Genomic DNA, 17,253 nt, shown 5'->3' with positions numbered 1-17,253 from the left:
GGGCGGATGTGAATAAAAAGAGCCGGCAATTGCCGGCTCTTTTTCTATCTGGTGCTTGCTCACAAGCGGATATGGCGGTGCTCATCTCACGCCAAGGCTTTGGCCAGCAGGTGGATGGGGTGTTCACAAGGGAACGGTGTGCTCATCTCGATCTGCCATTTGCAGGTTTCGCAGTCGGTGATGACCAGATCAGGCTTGAGCCGGTTTATCTGATCAAACAGCCCTTCGCCGATGGCCTGACTGGTCTGGTAGTTCTCCGACTTGAAGCCGTAGGTGCCGGCGATGCCGCAGCACTGGGAGTCCAGCACGGTCACCTTGACCCCTGGGATGGCGCGCAGCAGCTCGAGGGTATAGATGACGCCGCCCATCTTCTCCATGTGGCAGGGGGTGTGGTAGGCGATGTGCAGATTGAGCGGCTTCATCGCCGGCTTGTTGCCCCTGTAGAACTCGTTCCACAGGAAGCGGGTCACCAGTGAGATGCGGTCGCGCACCTTGTGGTTGTCCTGCTCCAGCAGGTGGGGATATTCGTCCCGCAGGGTGAAGCCGCAGGTGGAGGAGGTGGCCAGCAGCGGCATCTCGTTGCCGAGCAGGGTGTTCTCCAGCTGTTTGATGTTGAAGGCCGCCTGCTGCTTGGCCTTGTCCATGAAGCCGTTGGCAATCAGCGGCACGCCGCAGCACTTCTCCCGCTCCAGCAACTGGACGCCGATGTTCATGGCGTTGAGCACCTGCACCAGCTCCTTGCCGAGCTGCGGGTGGTTGTAGTTGACGTAGCAGCCGTGGAAGTAGGCGATCTGGCGCTCGAAACGGGCCTGACTCGCTTTCTGCTTCTTGTACCAGCCGCGGAAGGTGCCCTGGGAGTATTTGGGCAGGTCACGGTGGGAGGAGACCCCCAGCGCCTTGTCCAGCACCAGCTTCATCGGTTTGAGGCCGGTGGTGAAGTTGACCACCGGGGCCATCAGGGTGGACATGCTGCCCATCAGATCGGTGTGGGAGAGCACGAATTCGCGGATCCCCGGCTTGAAGCCGCTGTACTGGTGCTTGGCCTTGGCGATGATGTCGCCGATGCGCACCCCGCTCGGGCAGGCCACTTCGCAGCGCTTGCAGTTGGTGCAGTACTTGAGGGCGCTGTCAAAGAGCTCCGGGCTCTTGATGCGCAGCCGCTCGCCATCCGGGCCCGCCTGCTTGGGGCCGGGGTAGGCCGGGTTGGCCTTGGCCACCGGGCAGTAGGCGGTACAGACAGTGCATTTGATGCACTGATCGAAAGTTTGGTTGGCATGATCCAGTAACATGTCAGTTCTCCTCCCGTTGGGTGTGAAGGCACGGGATGTGGGACAAAATCATCATTGGGCTGAACTCAAAATGTGACCGGCAGCCTGCCAGCCGGTGGCAACTGCCACGCCGGAACCTGACCCTTCCTTGATGGGGTCATAGTGCGCCAGCACGCTGCCGGCGCCATAGAGGTTGGTGAGCGGCTTGCCGCCACGCAGCACTCTGAGCTTGTCGTCGGTCTTGACTCCGAAGCCCATGAAGGGGTGGTGGTCGAACAGGCGGCGACCGGCCCAGGCGTCGCGCTCGGGCAGGCTCAGCACATCGGCGTTGAAGATCGGCTCGCGAATGCCGCGCAGGCGGGACTCCAGCCCGCGGCTGAAGAAGCTGCCGGAGGCGAGCACGAAGTGGTCCGCCTCGAACAGCTGATCGTCGCCATTCTGGCTGTGCACGCCAATCACCCGATTGCCCTCGTAACGGGCGCCCAGCACCCGCTCGCTGGTGAGGAAGGTGCCGCCAAGGGCCATGAAGCGGCGCTTGAGCGCCTCCTGCATCCGCATGCCGATCAGTGACGGCGGCATGGTGGCTACCTCTTTGATGATGCAGCCGGTGCGCTGCTCCAGCTCCGCCAGGCGCGGGCCGACCAGCCCCAGCGACAAGCAGGCGGGCAGCACCAGGTGGTGGCAGCGCGGCTCACCGCTCTCTTGCACCAGGCGGCTGATCTCGCGGGCCAGATCCGTCAGCAGGTCACGCTGGCCATTGCCCTGCTTGTCGAACAGGCGGGCGATGTCGGCGGAGCGAAACTCGTGGGGATTGCGGCTGAACTCGGCCAGCTGGGGCAGGCGGAGCTCACCGGTCAGGATGCGGCAGTGGGCGAAGCGGGTGTGGGTCGCCAGGTTGGCGGCCGCGAGCTCTGGGTGAAAGTCGCGAAATCCCTCCAGGGTCGCCAGCAGGATGGCGTCGGGGGCCGGCGCATCGGTCACACAGGCGCAGGTGTCGGGGGAGAGCCAGGTGGTTTTGAGGGTGCCGATGGGGGTCAGCCGCTGGTGGTTGCGCTCCTGGCGAAACAGCGGCAATCCCTGCGCGGCGCAGTGGCGCTGCAGATCATCGAGGCTCGCCGCGATATGGGTCAGCCCCACCTTGTTGTAGGGATGCTCGGGGTTGGCAGCCATGAAGGCGGGCAGGGCGGCGCGGGGATCCCCCTCGCTCTCCAGCAGATCGACCGAGCCGGAGGAGAAGTGCAGGGCGCTCTGGCCGGAGGCCATCAGCAGGGTCTTCTGGCCTGCCTCGGCCAGGCGCAGGGCCGCCGAGAGGCCCGCCATGCCGCCGCCGATCACGATGCTGTCAAATTTCATGGCTGCGCTCCTTGGTGGGATTTGCGGTGCTGGCATCGAGCGGGAAGGGCGGCTCGGCCACCAGGTGGGGGGCCGTCCACTCGCCAAGGCCGAACAGCCCCTCGTAGATCCAGTAGGTAAATTCGGCTTCGCGCAGGGCATCGCCCCACAGCACCGGCCGGGTGCCCTTGTAGCGCTCCTCCAGGAACTGGCGCAGCATGACGCAGGCCTGACGGCCGTCGGCCTTGCCATACTCCTGCATCAGACCGGCGGCGCGATAGGCGCACAGCTCCCCCTGACAGGGGCCCATGCCGAGGCGGGTGCGGCGGCGCAGATCCACCAGGTTGTCCACATCCAGCTCGCGCAGGGCATATTCGATTTCACCTGCGGTGACCATTTCGCACTCGCAGATGAGGGCGTTGGCCTTGGGATTGTCGCGGAAGAAGGCGATGACCCGCTCGCCGTGGCGGTACTGGGCCGAGCCTTCGGCGGGCACCGAGAGGCCGGGGGCGGAGACCTTCTCCGGATCCCGCGAGCCGGGCAGGCTCAGTTCGGCGGTGCGGCAGGGCTTGCTGTTGCCCAGCTTCTTGGCCAGCAGATCGGTTGCCCATTCGGCCATCAGCCGGTAGGTCATCAGCTTGCCGCCGGTGATGGTGTTGAACCCCTTGAGACCGTCACGTTCGGCGTGATCCAGCAGCACTATGCCACGGCTGATGTTGCGGCCGGACTCGTCGCCATCCACCGCCACCAGCGGGCGAACGCCAGCGTAGGCGCGCAGCAGACGGGTGCGGGCCATGATGGGGGCGAGCTTGATCCCCTCGCGCAGCAGCACCTCCACCTCTTCGGGCTCGACGGTGAGCTGGTCAATCTTGTGGTAATCGATGCGACTCGAGGTGGTGCCGATGAGGGAGATGGTATCGCCCGGCACCAGGATGTCCGCGTCCGCCGGTTTGCGGGCGCGGTTGAGCACCAGCTGGTTGATGCGGTAATCCATGATGAGCAGGGAGCCCTTGGCCGGGAACATGCGGATGCCGAGATCGGCGTACTCGCAGATCTGCTGGCCCCAGATGCCGGCGGCGTTGATCACCTCCTGGCACTCCACTTCGAACGCTTCACCGGTGCGGGTGTTGATCGCCTTGACCCCGTGCACCCGATCCTGAGTGCGCAAAAGCCCCAGCACCTTGCTGTGGGTGAAGATGCGGGCGCCGTGCTCCTTGGCATCCAGCACGTTGGCGGCGGCCAGGCGGAACGGATCGACCGTGCCGTCCGGCACCTGGATGGCGCCGATCAGCGCGGGGTTGACGTTGGGTTCGAGGCGCAGCGCATCGGTGGGATCCAGCTGGCGGGCGTCAATGCCCGCCAGGGCGCAGGTGTCCATGAAGGTATTTTGAAAATTGATGTCATCTTCCGGCAGGGTAATGAAGAGGCCGCCGGTGTCCTCGACGCAGTGGCTGGCGATCCGCTTGAGGATGCGGTTCTCCTGAATGCACTCGCGGGCGGACTCCTGATCCGTCACCGCGTAGCGGGCGCCGGAGTGGAGCAGGCCGTGGTTGCGACCCGTGGTGCCGGCGGCGATATCGTCCCGCTCAAGCAGGATGCAGTCGATGCCGCGCAGTGCGCAATCGCGCATGATGCCAGCTCCGGTGGCGCCACCCCCTATGATGACGACTTGTGTGGTTATTCTTTTCATTCTTGCCCGTCTCATCTCTTCCAGATGGTGCCAGTGTGGCCTGTCTCTGGGCGAAAATGTTTGATATGGGCCAAGTTAATGTTCGCAAACGCTCAAGTTAAGGGGTGTTAATGAGCAAATCGTGATTGTTGTCACACTCCAGCAACAGCAGAGGGGGCCGCTGGGCCTCCTCTGTCGACACGAGTCACGGCGTTCAGCCGCAGCACTTCTTGAATTTCTTGCCGCTGCCGCAGGGGCAGGGGTCGTTGCGTCCCACCCGCAGCGGCGCCGGATCCTGCTCGCCGTCGGTGTAGACCCAGCGCCCCTGATGGCGCACGAAGCGGGAGCGCTCATGCAGGCAGTGGCGCGCTTCACCTTCCATGAACCAGGCCTTGAACTCCACCATGCCAAGGGGGTCATCGGGGCCGCCCTGGCTGGCGATGATCTCGAGCCCGTCCCATTGGGTGTCGGTCTGGGAGAGCTGCTCTGCAGTCAGATCCCCCAGATAGTCAGGGTGCCAGCTGTGCACCAGGTACTCCCCCAATCCCAGCACGAAGGCGCTGTAGCGCGAGCGCATCAGCTGCTCCGGGGTCTGGGCGGCGGCGCCCCGATGCAGTGATCCACAGCACAATTCGAGAGAAAGAGTTGAACCGCAAGGACATTTGTTCATGTGTCTGGCCATCAGAGTCGATAGATATAGAGGGCGGGGATTGTAGCGAAAGCGGGTCCCCGTCGACCAGCATCCTATACTGGTCTGGTAGGAACGGAACGCTCATAAAAATAGCTGCAAGGATGTGAAAGATGACGCTAAAGCAGAAAATTCTGTTGTTGGGAGCCGTCCCCGTGCTCCTGATGGCCCTGGTGGTCAATCTCAGCAACTACATGATTTCAAAGAGTGACCTGGAAGCCGATCTGGTGGTGGCGCGGGAGAATGCGATCAAGGAGCGCAAGGCGTTGCTCAGCAGCTACCTGATGCTTGCCAAGACGGCCGTCGACACTGCCTACAACCAGCCAGACACCCCGGAAGCGCGCAAGCAGGTCACCGAGCTGCTGCGGCCATTGCGCTACAGCAGTGACGGCTACTTCTTCGTCTACGACTTCCAGGGCAATACGGTATTGCTGCCGACCCGCCCCGAGATGGAAGGCAAGAACCGCTGGCAGGACAAGGATGCCAAGGGCAAGCTGCTGATCCAGGAGATCGTCAAGGCGGCGCGCCAGGGGGATGGCTTCTCCGAGTACTGGACCGCCAAGCCCTCCATCGGCCGGGATGCGCCTAAACTCTCCTTCAACCTGGTGCTCGACAAATATCAGTGGATCATCGGCACCGGCTTTTACATCGATGACATCGACAACGAGCTGGCGGTGCTGCGCACCGAGCGCGAGAGCAACATGCGCGACTCCCTGCAGAGCAGCGTGCTGCTGATCCTGGTGATCCTGGGGGTGACCCTGGCCGCCACCGTGGTGATCGGCAACCGGGTCACCCGGCCGCTGGCGGACGCGGTCTCGGCCCTCAACGACATCGCCGACGGGGAGGGGGATCTGACCCAGCGCCTCAAGGTGCAGAGCCATGACGAGATTGGTCAGCTGGCCACCGCCTTCAACCGCTTCGTGACGCGGATCCAGTCGGTGGTGAGCCAGGTGGGGGAGACCAGCAATCACCTGTTCAGCGCGGTGGAGAAGCTGCACCACCTGAGCGAGCACTATGACCATCAGATGCACGGCCACAGCCGGGAGACCGATCAGGTGGTCACCGCAGTGACCGAGATGAGCTCCACCGCCCAGGAAGTGGCGGCCAGCGCCTCCAACGCGGCCACCGCCACCAGCGATGCGGCGCGCGAATCTGATGCCGCTCGCGGCGTGGTGGGCACCGCCATCAACAGCATCAACCGGCTGGTGGGCGAGGTGCACACCGCCTCCGGCGTCATCGAGCAGCTGGCGCAGGAGACCGCCAAGATAGGATCCGTGGTGGAGGTCATTCGCGGCATTGCCGAGCAGACCAACCTGCTGGCGCTCAACGCCGCCATCGAGGCGGCCCGGGCCGGCGAGCAGGGGCGCGGCTTTGCGGTGGTGGCGGACGAAGTCCGCTCGCTCGCCGGTCGCACCCAGCAGAGCACCAAGGAGATCAACGAGATGCTGCAGCGCCTGCAGGGCGGGGTGAAGCAGGCGGTGGACGTGATGCAGGCCAGCGAAGAGCGCAGCCAGGAGACGGTGCAGGAGGCGAGCCACATCGCCACCTCCCTCGACAGCATGGTAATGGCGGTCAGCACCATCAACGACATGAACATCCAGATAGCCACTGCCGCCGAGGAGCAGCACGCGGTCTCCGAGGAGATCAACAAGAACCTGGTGGCCATTCAGCAGATCGTCAGCGAGCTGACCGACGCGGCGGTCGAGTCCAACAGCACCACCCGCGATCTCGCCAGCACCGGCGACAAACTGCGCAAGCTGGTCTCCCAGTTCCGCTACTGATGGGGTGACAAGAGGGGGATGTCCCTCACAAGATGCGGCCTGAACCCCGGTTCAGGCCGCACTTTATTTGGGGATTGACCAATAATATGTGAAAATTGCCCCCCTCTGTGTCAGCCCTTGCCCCGTACCCTATGAATGAGATCGTGAAAGGCAGTATCGATTTGATCCGTCAGCTCAACTATGGCCTGGTCTACGCCAGCCTGGAGGAGCACAAGGAGCTGTCCCGTACTGATCTCTCCCGCTTGACCGGCCTTTCGCCTGCCAGCATCACCAAGATCACCCGCGAGCTGCTCGACGGCGGCCTGGTGGTCACCTGTGGCGAGAGCTCGGTGGGGCGTGGTCGCCGCCAGACCTTGCTGCGTATCAACGAGCGCCGCTTCCAGTTTCTCTCCATGCGCCTTGGCCGCGGCTATGTGGACATGGCGCTGTTCGATCTGGCCGGCCGCTCGCTCGCCCGTCATCGCCATGTCTTCAGCGAAGGGGAGCGCGTCGACCTGCTGGCCAGCCTGGTGCGGGCCATCGAGGGCTTCTTGCCCAAGAAGGCGCTGCGCCTCGCCTGCATCGCCCTCTGTCTGCCGGGGCAGGTGGAGCGCCACTCCGGCATGGTCAAACACTTCCCCTTCTACGATCTGCGCAACTGGCCGCTTGGCCCCACCCTGCAGGAGGCCTTCGCGGTGCCCGTGCTGGTGAGTGGCGACGTGCGCACCTGGATCCAGGCCGAACGTGAGTGGGGGGCCGCCAAGAACTGCGCCGATGCGGTGCTGGTGTTCGTGCACAACGACATCGGGGTCGGCATGGTGGTCAACGGCCAGCTCATCGAGAGCGAGTCGGCCCTGCTCGGCGATCTCAGCCACCTGCAGCTCGAGCCCTACGGTCAGCGCTGCTACTGCGGCGGCTTTGGTTGTGCCTGCACCCTGGTGACCAATCAGGCGCTCGAAGCCCAGTACCGGGATCTGCGCGAGCGGATGCAGGAGTACGATCTGCCGGAGAGCGTCACCATCCGCGAGCTGTGCGAGCTGGCGCTGGCGGGCAACAGCCTCTGCCAGGACATCCTCCATCAGGCGGCGGGGCGGCTCTCCCGGGTGCTCTCCAACCTCATCTGCCTGCTCAATCCGGGCAAGCTGCTGCTGGGGGGGGAAATCACCCGCGCCGATCGGTTGCTGTTCCCCATGCTGCACCAGTCGCTGGCAAGCCAGTTGCCGGCCGAATACCTGGTGCGGCTGCAGATTGAATCCACCCACTTCTACGAAGATCCCACCAAGCCCACCTCGGTGCAGGTGCACAAGGCCCTGCGCGACGGCAGCCTGCTGCTCGACTTGTTGCGAGGCGACAAGGAGGCATGAAGTTGGGGTTGCAAGGACGCATCCTCCTCATGCTCTGTCTGGTCAGTCTGCTGCAGCTGGTGCTGCTGAGCGGGGCCAGTTACTACTATGTGTCCGAGCAGCGCTACCGCGAGGTGGGGGATCAGGCCCTCGACGTGGCGCGGCTGGTGGCCCGCGAGCCGGGCGTGCTGGCCGGGGTGAAGCGGGCCGACACCGCCCGCCTCAATGTGCTGGTGGAGCGGATCCGCGCCGAGGTCGGCGCCAGCTACATCGTCATCGGCGATAAAGAGGCGCGCCGGCTGGTGCACCCCAATGCGGATCGCATCGGCCAACCCATGATGGGGGATGATCCGAAGCGGGCGCTGCAGGGGGAGGCCTACATCTCCCGCGCGCAAGGGTCCCTCGGGGTCTCGGTGCGCGGCAAGAGCCCCATCCGCGATGAGCTCGGCCAGATCATCGGGGTGGTCTCGGTCGGTTATCTGGTGCGGGATATCGAGGCGGATCTGCAGGGGTTCCTGCGTTTCGGCCTCGCCATGACCCTGCTCATCGTGCTGCTCAACAGCCTGGCCGCCGCCTGGCTGGCCCGCCGTTACAAACGTGCCATCCTCGGCTTTGAGCCCGAGCAGATCGGCCGCCTCTATGCCGAACTGGACTGCACCCTGCGCACCGTGCGCGAGGGGATCCTCACCATCGACGAGCAGGGCCGGCTCACCTCCCTCAATCCCAATGGCATCCGCCTGCTGCGCCTTGACGAGCAGACGGCCCAGGCCGCCATCGGCCAGCCCGTTACCCGCCTGCTGCCGGAGAGTCGCATGCTCTCCCTCATTCAGGATCCGCGCCCCCAGTTTGACGAGGAGATAGTGCTCAACGGCCAGTCCCTCATCGTCAACCGGCTGCCGCTGGTGCGCGATGGCAAGCTGATCGGCGCGGTGTCGAGCTTTCGGCGCAAGGACGAGCTGGCCGAACTCAGTGCCCAGCTCTCCCAGGTACAGGCCTACAGCGATCTGCTGCGGGTGCAGACCCACGAACACCACAACCAGCTCGGCACCATCGCCGGGCTCATCGAGCTCGGGGCCACCCGCGAGGCGCTTGCCTTCATCGGGCGGGAGGCGGCCACCGAGCAGAGCCTGCTCAGCTTCCTGCTGCGCGCCATCGCCAAGCCCAAGGTGGCCGGCCTGCTGCTCGGCAAATACCACAGGGCTCACGAGCTGGGGCTGGTGCTGGAGGTGGATCCGGATTCCCGCCTGCACGACATCCCCCTTCGCGTCAGCGGCTCCCAGCTGGTGACGGTACTGGGCAATCTCATCGACAATGCCTTCGAGGCGACCCGTCGCCACGGCGCCCCCTACCAACCGGTGCGGGTGGCGCTGAGCGATCTCGGCCAGGATCTCATTCTGGAGGTGGAAGACGGGGCGGGGGGAATCGATCCCGCGCTGGCGGACAGGTTGTTCGAGCGGGGGGTCAGCAGCAAGGCGGAGCCGGATCACGGCATCGGCCTCGCGCTGGTACGCAAGACCCTGGATGCCCTGCAGGGGACCATCACCATCGAAGCCACGACGCAGGGGAGTTGCGTCGTCTGTTACATTCCCAAGGAGGTGTGAGTGATCAAGATCCTGATCGTCGAGGATGACCCGGCCATTGCCGAGATCCACCGCCGCTTCGTGCAGCGGCTGGCGGGTTTCGAGGTGCTGGGGGTGGCGCTCACCCTGTTCGATGCCAGGGAGCAGATAGAGATCCTCAAGCCCGATCTGGTGCTGCTGGACGTCTGGCTGCCCGATGGCGAGGGCTTTGCCCTGCTGCGGGAGCTGCGCCAGGCGGGGGCTTCCCTTGACGTGATACTGCTCACCGCGGCGCGGGAGGCCGGTGCCCTGCAGGAGGCGATGCGGCTCGGGGTGGTGGATTTCATCCTCAAACCCGTGGTGTTCGAGCGATTGCGCGACACCCTCGACAAATATTGCCAGAACCGCGCCGCCCTGGCGGCCTTGGCCGACATCGATCAGCAGGCGGTGGATGCTTTGCTGGGGACGCCGTTGCAGCAGGTGGCGGCGGGCGGCCTGCCCAAGGGGATCGACGGGCTCACCCTGCAGCGGGTGCTGGCGGCGCTGGGATCGCAGGGGGCCAGCGCCGAGGAGATCGGTGGCCGGGTCGGGGTGAGCCGCACCACGGCGCGCCGCTATCTGGAGTTTCTGGTGGGCCAGCAGCTGGCGAGCCCGGAGCTGGAGTACGGTACCGTGGGTCGGCCGGAGCGGCGTTATCGCCAGCCCTGAGCGGGATAGCCACCCATCTCGTCTTGCCAATAAAAAGAGCGCCTGTCGGCGCTCTTTTGCTGTGTGAGATCCGTCAACTCAGCTCGGTTCGGATTGCAGTGTGGCGGCCGGTGCGCGGCGCGCCTGCCACCACTGCCACACCGGCAACAGCAGCATCACCAGGGTGACCAGAGTGAAGGCGAGGGTGATGGGGCGCTCCCACAGGAAGCTCAGGGAGCCGTCGTTGATCACCAGGGCACGGCGCAGGTTGTCCTCCAGCATGCCCCCCAGAATGAAGCCGAGCAGCATGGGCGCCATGGGAAAGTCCAGCAGGCGCAGGCCGATGGCGATCAGCGCCACCAGCGCCATCACATAGATGTCCATGGTGTTGAAGGAGACCAGATAGACCCCGATGAGCGAGAACAGCAGCACCATGGGGATGAGCACGGGGCGTGGCACCTGCAGGATCTTGGCCAGATAAGGGATGAGCGGCAGATTGAGGATCAACAGCACCACGTTGCCCAGGTACATGGAGATGATCACCGACCAGAACACGTCCGGGTGCTCCATGAACAGGCGCGGGCCCGGCTGGATGCCGTAGGCGATGAGGGCCCCCAGCATCAGCGCCGTGGTGCCGGAGCCCGGGATCCCCAGGGTCAGCAGCGGCACGAAGGCCCCGCTGGAGGCGGCGTTGTTGGCCGCTTCCGGCGCGGCGATGCCGGTCAGGCTGCCCTTGCCGAACTCCTCCTGTCTGCGCTTGCTGGCGAAGTTGCGCTCGGCGCCATAGGCCATGAAGGAGGCGATGGTGGCGCCTGCCCCCGGCAGCACGCCGATGAGAAAACCCATCACCGAGGAGCGGGCGATGGGGGGCGCTATCTCTTTGACCTCGTCCCTGCTCAGTTTGAGAGAGCCGAGCTGCTGGATCTTGCGCGCCTCCTCCTTGCTGGTGTCCTTGCCCGGGCGCAGCACCGTCATCAGGATCTCCGCCAGGGCGAAGGTGGCCATGGCCAGCAGCAGGAAGGAGAAGCCGTCGCGCAAGTCCGGCAAGCCGAAGGTGAACCTGTCCACCCCGACGCTGCGATCGATGCCGACGGTGGAGAGCATGATGCCGAACAGCGCCATGATCAACGCCTTGAGCACCTGGCCCTTGCCGGCAAAGGCCGCCACCGCCGAGAGCCCCAGCACCATGAGGGCGAAGTAGTCCGCCGACTGGAACGAGAGGGAGACCTTGGCCAGCAGCGGCGCCGCCACCATCAGGAAGATGGCAGACAGGGTGCCGCCGGTGAAGGAGGCGTAGGCGGCAATGGCCAGCGCCTTGCCCGCCTGCCCCTTGCAGGCCAGTGGATAGCCGTCGATGGCGGTGATCATGCTGGCGGAGCAGCCCGGGGTGTTGATCAGGATGGAGGAGGTGGAGCCACCGAACATGGAGCCGTAATAGACCCCGGCCATCAGGATGATGCCGGAGGCGGGATCCAGCCCATAGGTGATGGGGATCATCAGGGCGATGGCGGTGACGGGCCCAAGGCCCGGCAGCATGCCGATGAAGGTGCCGACGAAACAGCCGACGATCACCATGAAGATGTTGATGGGCATCATGGCGGTGCCCAGTCCTTGCAGAATGCCGTCTAACATGGGTTCTCCTTATCCCAGCAACTGGGTGAACAGCCGGCCCGGCTCGAGGTAGACGTTGAGCCCCTTGGTGAGCAGGGCCCAGAAGATGAGGGTGAACGGCAGGCTCACCTTGCAGGCGAAGGCGAGGCTCTGCTCGCCCATCAGCCGGATCCCGCCGATGAGAAACAGGGTGGTGGCGACCAGAAAGCCGAGCCAGCCAAGGGCCAGGCCATAGGCCAGCATCAGCAGCAACAGGGCGAACACCAGCCGCCAGTTGCCGCTCTCCCGCTGCAGTCGCTCGCCGCCCGGAAAGCAGATCAGCAGCAGGGAGAGCAGGGCGCCGGCACCGGCCAGGGCATAGGGCAGGGTACTGGCGGTAAAGGGTTCATATTCGTCCCCGGGGTAGCCGGGGATCTGGGTGGCGTGATAGCCGTAGGCGAGGGAGAGCAGCAAAAACAGCAGCCCCCCGAGTCGCTCCTTGGTCAGGTGCATGGGATGACTCCGATGGGCGGGCCAGGCCCGCCGACAGTGGGATTACTTGATGAAGCCGAGTTCGCGCATCAGGCCGCCAATCTGCTGCTCCTGCTGGATCAGAAAGGCGGTGAACTCGGGGCCGGCCTGATAGAGGTTGGTCCAGTTGTTGCGGGCGCGGACCGTCTCCCACTCCGGCTTGTCATACATCTGCTTGAGCAGGGCGGCGAATTCGGCCGACTTGTCGGCGCTGACGGCGGGGGAGGCGAAATAGCCGCGCCAGTTGGCAAAGACCGTGGGGTTGCCCTGCTCGCTGAAGGTGGGCACCTCGCTCGCATCCGGCATCCGGGTGGGGGCCGTCATACCGAGGATCCGCATCTGGCCCGACTTGACCGCCTCCATCGCCTCGCCAAAGCCGGTGGAGAGCACCTGGGTTTCCCCCGCTAGCACCGCCGCCATGGCGCTGCCGCCGGCATCATAGGCCACGTAGCGCAGCTTGCCGGCATCGGCCCCGGCATTCTTGAAGGTCATGGCCGCCACCAGATGATCCAGGCTGCCACGGGCGGAGCCGCCGGCAATCTTCACCTTGGCGGGGTTCTCCTGATAGGCGGCCAGCAGCTGGGGCCAGCTCTGGTAGGGGGAGTCCAGCGGCACGGCCAGCGCCTGGTAGTCGGCGATGATGGCGGCCACCGGGGTGAGATCCCGGAACGATTGCGGCAGCTCCTTGGAGAGGGATTTGACGATGATGGGGGTGGAGTTGACCATCAGGGTCTTGTCGGACTGGGCCGAGGTCTCGATCAGGTGAGCGATGGCCTTGGCACCGCCACCGGCCGAGATGTTCTGGTAGGAGGCGGTGGTGATGAGGCCGGATTTGGTCAGCGCCTCGCCGGTGCCGCGGGCTGTGTTGTCCCAGCCGCCGCCGGCGCCGCCCGGAATGAGGAAGTGGATTTCGTCGATCTTGGCCTGGGCGCCGAGGCTGGCGGCCAGCAGGCAGCAGAGCAACGTGCGTTTGAGGGTTCCTTGCAACATGGTGTTCTCCTTGTGATTGTTGCAGGAAGGTTAATTAATCATGATTGGTCGGCAAACAATCTGACCGTAATGGCTATTAAGGCTGTTGTGGTCATTGTGTGCATTCTGGTCACGGCAATGTGAGGTTGGGCGATTGCGGGGCTGAAGGTGGCCAGGATGGAGCTTTGGTGACGGCTAAAAAGGCGCGCGGCTCCCCGTCAGACGGGGAGCCTCGCGGATGAAGGGCTGGCTTATCCCTGTGATGCGGGGGCGGAGGAGACCTTGTCGCCGCCGGTGCCCTGCTGCTTGATGGTCTCGGTCGCCTGCTGCCTGCGCTGCAACTGCTCCATCACCAGCTTGTAGGCGATGTAGTACTTGTAGATGTTGCCGACGTAGGTGACGGTTTCCGGCCCAATCTTCTCCGCCGCCACGTACTCGACGTTGTGAAACCAGACGTTGGGATCCAGCCCCCGTTTCTTGGCCTCGGTGCGCAGCCGTGCCACCCGGGCGGGGCCGGCGTTGTAGGAGGCGAACGAGAACAACGCCTTGTCGAGGGCCGTCATGGGCTCGTCTGCATAGTAGTGGTCGATCATCCAGCGCATGTATTTGACGCCGCCGTGGATGTTGGGCTCAAGCTGGCGGGTGTCGCCCACTTTGAGCCCTTTGCCGGTGGCGGGCATGATCTGCATGATGCCGATGGCGCCGACGTGGCTGCGCGCCTTGTGATTGAGGGCCGACTCCTGATAGCCCTGGGCCGCCATCAGCAGCCAGTCCACCTCGTACTTCTCGCCATATTCGCGAAACAGATCCACCACCTGCAGAAACTTCTGGCGCTCGGCGTCGGCGGCGGCGCTCTTGACGAATTTGTTCTGCTTGAGACAGCGGGCCAGGATGGCGTCGCCACTGTGTTTGCCGCGCAGGGCGGCTATCTGTTCGTTGAGCATGGCCAGCAACTGCGGGCTCTCCTTGCGTACCGCCCAGGCGATGACCCCCCCTTGGCGGAACACCGGCTGTTCATGGATGCGGATGGCGGGGAAGATCTTCTGCCAGAACCGGGCCTTGTGCTCGTCCATGATGATGAAGGGCAGCAGGCCGGCATTGACCATCTCCACCAGATCTTCATCTTCCAGCGCCTCCGGGGCGGGCTGGATGTCGACAAGCGGCTCTCCCGCCGCCTTGCGCGCCTGGTTGTAGGCCGTGAGGCTCTCGAAGTAGCTGGAGGAGGGGCGCACGTAGACCCGTTGGCCGGCCAGATCGGCGGCGCTCTCCACCTTGGGGGAGGCCGGCCCCGAGATGAGCAGCTCCCGGACGTTCTCCAGCAGAGGGTCGGTAAAGAGCACCCCCTGCAGTTTGCGTCGCTCGGTGATGGTGAGATTGGCGGCGGCGATGTCGCCCTTGCCTGCGATGAGGGCTTCCAGCAGGGCCTCGCGCGCTACCGGGATGAAGACCAGGTGCAGCTTGAGGTGGCGCTTGATGCTCTTTTTCTTGCGCAACTGTTCGTTGAGCCGCTTCTCCACCTCGATGAAGGCGTCGTAGGTGACGCCTCGCTGCACCCCCTTGTAGATGAAATAGCCGGTCTTGTTGTAGGTGGTGAGCACCCGGATGGTGCGCCGTGCCAGCATGGCATCGAGATCGCCAAGCAGGGGCTGGGCCAGCTGGTCGCTGCTAAAAGCCAGGGCGGCCGGCTCGGGCTCGGCTTCCTCTGCGGGGGAGGTTTGCGCTGGCGTGGCGGCCTGCAGCGGGCCGCACAGCAGCCAGCCCAGAAGGATCCATAACCGTATCATGACGATGCCCTCGTGTGTTTCATTGAGTGTAAGCGGCATGGGGCGGGCGCTTTAGCTCATTGGGTTTGGTCGGTGAGGGGCAGATAGCACGATAGGCCCTATCCGGCGGAGGCGAACGAATGGGAGTTTGGGAGCCATAAACGAAAAGGGGAGCCATAACGGCTCCCCTTGGGTTGGCGGGATTGGTGCTGTGCTAGACAGTCGGCGCTAGAACCAGAAGCCGATGATGAAGGAGCCCGCCAGAGTCAGCATGACGTTGGCCACCGCATAGGTGCCGGCATAGCCGAGCGCCGGGATGGAGCTGTTGGCCGCCTCGTTCACCACGTCCATGGCCGGGGCGCAGGTGCGGGCTCCCGTGATGGCGCCGAGCAGCAGGGCCGGGTTCATCTTCAGCACCCAGACCCCGAACAGATAGCCCACCAGCACCGGCAGGGTAGTCACCAGCATGCCGGAGAAGAGAACCACGGCACCGACCTGGCTCAGGTGATCCAGAATGCCGCCGCCGGCTTTGAGGCCAGTGCTCACCATGAACACCGCCAGGCCGAGATCCTTGGCCAGACGCAGGGCGCCCGGCGGCACGTAGCCGACCGTGGGGTGGTTGGCGCGCAGGTAGCCCATCAGGATCCCCGCCAGCAGCAGGCCGACGGCGTTGCCCAGCCCAAATTCGAGCTGGCCGAATACCAGGGAGACGGAGCCGATCAGCAGCCCCAGCACGAAGAAGGTGGTGAAGGCCACCAGATCCGTGGTCTGGCTATGGATGCTGATGAAGCCAATCTTGTTGGCCAGCAGCTTGACCCGCTGCTTCTCGCCGCTGATCTGCAACACGTCGCCCTTTTGCAGCATGATGTTGCGATCGAACGGCATCTCGATCTGGGAGCGCACCACCCGGTTGAGGAAGCAGCCCTTCTCGGTGAGGTTGAGCTCAACCAGATGGCGACCCACCACCGCATCGTTTTTCACCACTATCTCTTCGGTGACGATCTGCAGGTCAAGCAGGTTGCGGTCGAACACCTCCTTGCCGTTGCGGTAGTTGACGTCGAGCTTCTCATGGCTCTCGGGGTAACCCACCAGGGCGATCTCGTCCCCTTCCTGAATGACGGCGTCGCCATCCGGGCTCGCCAGAATGCCGTTGCGGCGGATCCGCTCCACGTAGCAGCCGGTGTGGGGGTAGATGCCGGTCTCGCGCAGGGTGCGGCCGCCGATCCAGGCCGCGAGCTCCGGGCCGACCCGGTAGGCACGGATGATGGGCAGGTAGGTCTTGCGGCTCTCGTTGTCGGAGAGGCCGCGCTCGCGGGCGATCTTCTGCGCCTCGGTGTTGAGGTCGAGCCGTGCCAGCGAAGGCAGGTAGCGCACCACCAGCATCAGGCCGACCAGCCCCACCAGATAGGTGAGTGCATAGCCGATGCCCATGTTGTCGAGCACTGACTGCATGTCGGTCTGATGGGGCAGGTTGAGCAGGCCGCTGCGCAGGGCATCCTGCGCGCCCACCAGCGCCGGGGTCGAGGTGAGCGAGCCGGCCAATATGCCGGCCGCCATGCCCGGCCCCAGGTTGAAGAACTTGGCCAGCCCCACGGTGAGGAAGAGGGCGGTCAGCAGGATCACCAGGGTGAGGGTGATGTAGTGGATGCCGTCACGCAGGAAGACGCTGAAGAAGTGCGGCCCCGCTTCTATCCCCACGCAGAAGATGAACAGCATGAAGCCGACGTTCTCCGTAGTGGCGGTGAATTCGAAGCCCATCTGGCCGAACAGCAGGGCGGTAAACAGCACGCCGATGGTGTTGCCGATCTGGAAGTTGCCGAACCTGACTTTACCGAGCAGCAGGCCGAAGGCCAGTACCACGAACAGCAGCAGGGAGTCGCTTTGATGTAGCAGTGTCACAAAATCTATGGTCATGCCCGGAAAAACCGAGGAAAAAAGTGGGGCCGATATTGTGCCGGATCCCTCACCAATAAAGAAGCGTCAAAGGAGGATTAATCGGCACTAACCCGCCACGCAGCTCGCCTGTGTGGGGGAAACTGCGGGGCGGGTCTGGTGATGACCTCTATTTCCCTCTGCCAGCCCCGCTGTCAATTA

13 protein-coding genes are annotated in these 17,253 nt (G+C 64.4%); 4 read left to right on the top strand and 9 right to left on the bottom strand.

Translation table 11 applies throughout. From position 1 onward, the window contains the following. Positions 1-86 precede the first annotated feature (86 nt). The 4 genes from glpC to ACB032_RS14615 all read right to left on the bottom strand — a co-directional run bounded on the left by glpC (position 87) and on the right by ACB032_RS14615 (position 4,939). On the bottom strand, positions 87-1,289 hold the full coding sequence (glpC, locus tag ACB032_RS14630) for an anaerobic glycerol-3-phosphate dehydrogenase subunit GlpC (RefSeq protein ID WP_043165129.1): 1,203 nt from the start codon (positions 1,287-1,289) through the stop codon (positions 87-89). Positions 1,290-1,340: 51 nt separating this feature from the next. Beyond that, positions 1,341-2,621, bottom strand: a complete 1,281-nt coding sequence (gene glpB, locus ACB032_RS14625; protein ID WP_371138183.1) for a glycerol-3-phosphate dehydrogenase subunit GlpB — start codon at positions 2,619-2,621, stop codon at positions 1,341-1,343. After that, complete coding sequence (gene glpA / locus ACB032_RS14620) at positions 2,611-4,290, bottom strand: anaerobic glycerol-3-phosphate dehydrogenase subunit A (protein WP_371138182.1); 1,680 nt, start codon at positions 4,288-4,290, stop codon at positions 2,611-2,613. The genes glpB and glpA overlap by 11 nt, the downstream gene beginning before the upstream one ends. Positions 4,291-4,483: 193 nt before the next feature. Continuing rightward, positions 4,484-4,939, bottom strand: a complete 456-nt coding sequence (locus ACB032_RS14615) for a YchJ family protein (RefSeq protein ID WP_148248271.1) — start codon at positions 4,937-4,939, stop codon at positions 4,484-4,486. 131 nt (positions 4,940-5,070) lie between these two features. Between ACB032_RS14615 and ACB032_RS14610 the strand changes: the two genes are divergently transcribed. The 4 genes from ACB032_RS14610 to ACB032_RS14595 all read left to right on the top strand — a co-directional run bounded on the left by ACB032_RS14610 (position 5,071) and on the right by ACB032_RS14595 (position 10,327). Continuing rightward, positions 5,071-6,738: a methyl-accepting chemotaxis protein gene (locus ACB032_RS14610; protein WP_371138181.1), complete on the top strand. Its 1,668-nt coding sequence runs from the start codon at positions 5,071-5,073 to the stop codon at positions 6,736-6,738. Between the two features lie 131 nt (positions 6,739-6,869). Then, entirely contained in the window at positions 6,870-8,081 is a 1,212-nt protein-coding gene (locus ACB032_RS14605; protein ID WP_323995174.1) for an ROK family transcriptional regulator, read from the top strand. After that, positions 8,078-9,661, top strand: coding sequence for an ATP-binding protein (locus ACB032_RS14600; RefSeq protein ID WP_371138180.1), 1,584 nt, complete (start codon positions 8,078-8,080; stop codon positions 9,659-9,661). The genes ACB032_RS14605 and ACB032_RS14600 overlap by 4 nt, the downstream gene beginning before the upstream one ends. Further along, positions 9,662-10,327, top strand: coding sequence for a response regulator (locus tag ACB032_RS14595; protein ID WP_011706286.1), 666 nt, complete (start codon positions 9,662-9,664; stop codon positions 10,325-10,327). A gap of 78 nt (positions 10,328-10,405) precedes the next feature. Here ACB032_RS14595 and ACB032_RS14590 read toward each other — a convergent pair whose 3' ends face one another. The 5 genes from ACB032_RS14590 to ACB032_RS14570 all read right to left on the bottom strand — a co-directional run bounded on the left by ACB032_RS14590 (position 10,406) and on the right by ACB032_RS14570 (position 17,073). After that, on the bottom strand, positions 10,406-11,938 hold the full coding sequence (locus ACB032_RS14590) for a tripartite tricarboxylate transporter permease (RefSeq protein WP_139707256.1): 1,533 nt from the start codon (positions 11,936-11,938) through the stop codon (positions 10,406-10,408). A gap of 9 nt (positions 11,939-11,947) precedes the next feature. Then, a complete protein-coding gene (locus ACB032_RS14585; protein WP_010634132.1) occupies positions 11,948-12,409 on the bottom strand; it encodes a tripartite tricarboxylate transporter TctB family protein in 462 nt (153 codons plus the stop codon). 42 nt (positions 12,410-12,451) lie between these two features. Next, a complete protein-coding gene (locus ACB032_RS14580) occupies positions 12,452-13,417 on the bottom strand; it encodes a tripartite tricarboxylate transporter substrate binding protein (RefSeq protein ID WP_118881332.1) in 966 nt (321 codons plus the stop codon). 230 nt (positions 13,418-13,647) lie between these two features. After that, positions 13,648-15,180 (bottom strand): transglycosylase SLT domain-containing protein, encoded by a 1,533-nt coding sequence (locus ACB032_RS14575; protein WP_371138179.1) that lies wholly within the window; start codon positions 15,178-15,180, stop codon positions 13,648-13,650. 207 nt (positions 15,181-15,387) lie between these two features. Further along, the gene (locus ACB032_RS14570) at positions 15,388-17,073 is read right to left on the bottom strand and encodes an aspartate:alanine antiporter (RefSeq protein WP_011706282.1); all 1,686 of its coding nucleotides are present in this window, start codon (positions 17,071-17,073) and stop codon (positions 15,388-15,390) included. Positions 17,074-17,253 lie beyond the last annotated feature (180 nt).

It is taken from the genome of Aeromonas sp. S5(2024), assembly GCF_041403025.1.
Lineage (GTDB): Bacteria > Pseudomonadota > Gammaproteobacteria > Enterobacterales > Aeromonadaceae > Aeromonas > Aeromonas hydrophila.
Note: the sequence above shows the minus strand (reverse complement) of the source record. Positions and strands in the feature narration are given on the sequence as shown.

What these genes read in the sequence shown, in the direction of transcription:
- glpC (WP_043165129.1), bottom strand. Translation starts at nt 1,289, where the DNA reads ATGTTACTGGATCATGCCAACCAAACTTTCGATCAGTGCATCAAATGC.
- glpB (WP_371138183.1), bottom strand. Translation starts at nt 2,621, where the DNA reads ATGAAATTTGACAGCATCGTGATCGGCGGCGGCATGGCGGGCCTCTCG.
- glpA (WP_371138182.1), bottom strand. Translation starts at nt 4,290, where the DNA reads ATGAAAAGAATAACCACACAAGTCGTCATCATAGGGGGTGGCGCCACC.
- ACB032_RS14615 (WP_148248271.1), bottom strand. Translation starts at nt 4,939, where the DNA reads ATGAACAAATGTCCTTGCGGTTCAACTCTTTCTCTCGAATTGTGCTGT.
- ACB032_RS14610 (WP_371138181.1), top strand. Translation starts at nt 5,071, where the DNA reads ATGACGCTAAAGCAGAAAATTCTGTTGTTGGGAGCCGTCCCCGTGCTC.
- ACB032_RS14605 (WP_323995174.1), top strand. Translation starts at nt 6,870, where the DNA reads ATGAATGAGATCGTGAAAGGCAGTATCGATTTGATCCGTCAGCTCAAC.
- ACB032_RS14600 (WP_371138180.1), top strand. Translation starts at nt 8,078, where the DNA reads ATGAAGTTGGGGTTGCAAGGACGCATCCTCCTCATGCTCTGTCTGGTC.
- ACB032_RS14590 (WP_139707256.1), bottom strand. Translation starts at nt 11,938, where the DNA reads ATGTTAGACGGCATTCTGCAAGGACTGGGCACCGCCATGATGCCCATC.
- ACB032_RS14585 (WP_010634132.1), bottom strand. Translation starts at nt 12,409, where the DNA reads ATGCACCTGACCAAGGAGCGACTCGGGGGGCTGCTGTTTTTGCTGCTC.
- ACB032_RS14580 (WP_118881332.1), bottom strand. Translation starts at nt 13,417, where the DNA reads ATGTTGCAAGGAACCCTCAAACGCACGTTGCTCTGCTGCCTGCTGGCC.
- ACB032_RS14575 (WP_371138179.1), bottom strand. Translation starts at nt 15,180, where the DNA reads ATGATACGGTTATGGATCCTTCTGGGCTGGCTGCTGTGCGGCCCGCTG.
- ACB032_RS14570 (WP_011706282.1), bottom strand. Translation starts at nt 17,073, where the DNA reads ATGACCATAGATTTTGTGACACTGCTACATCAAAGCGACTCCCTGCTG.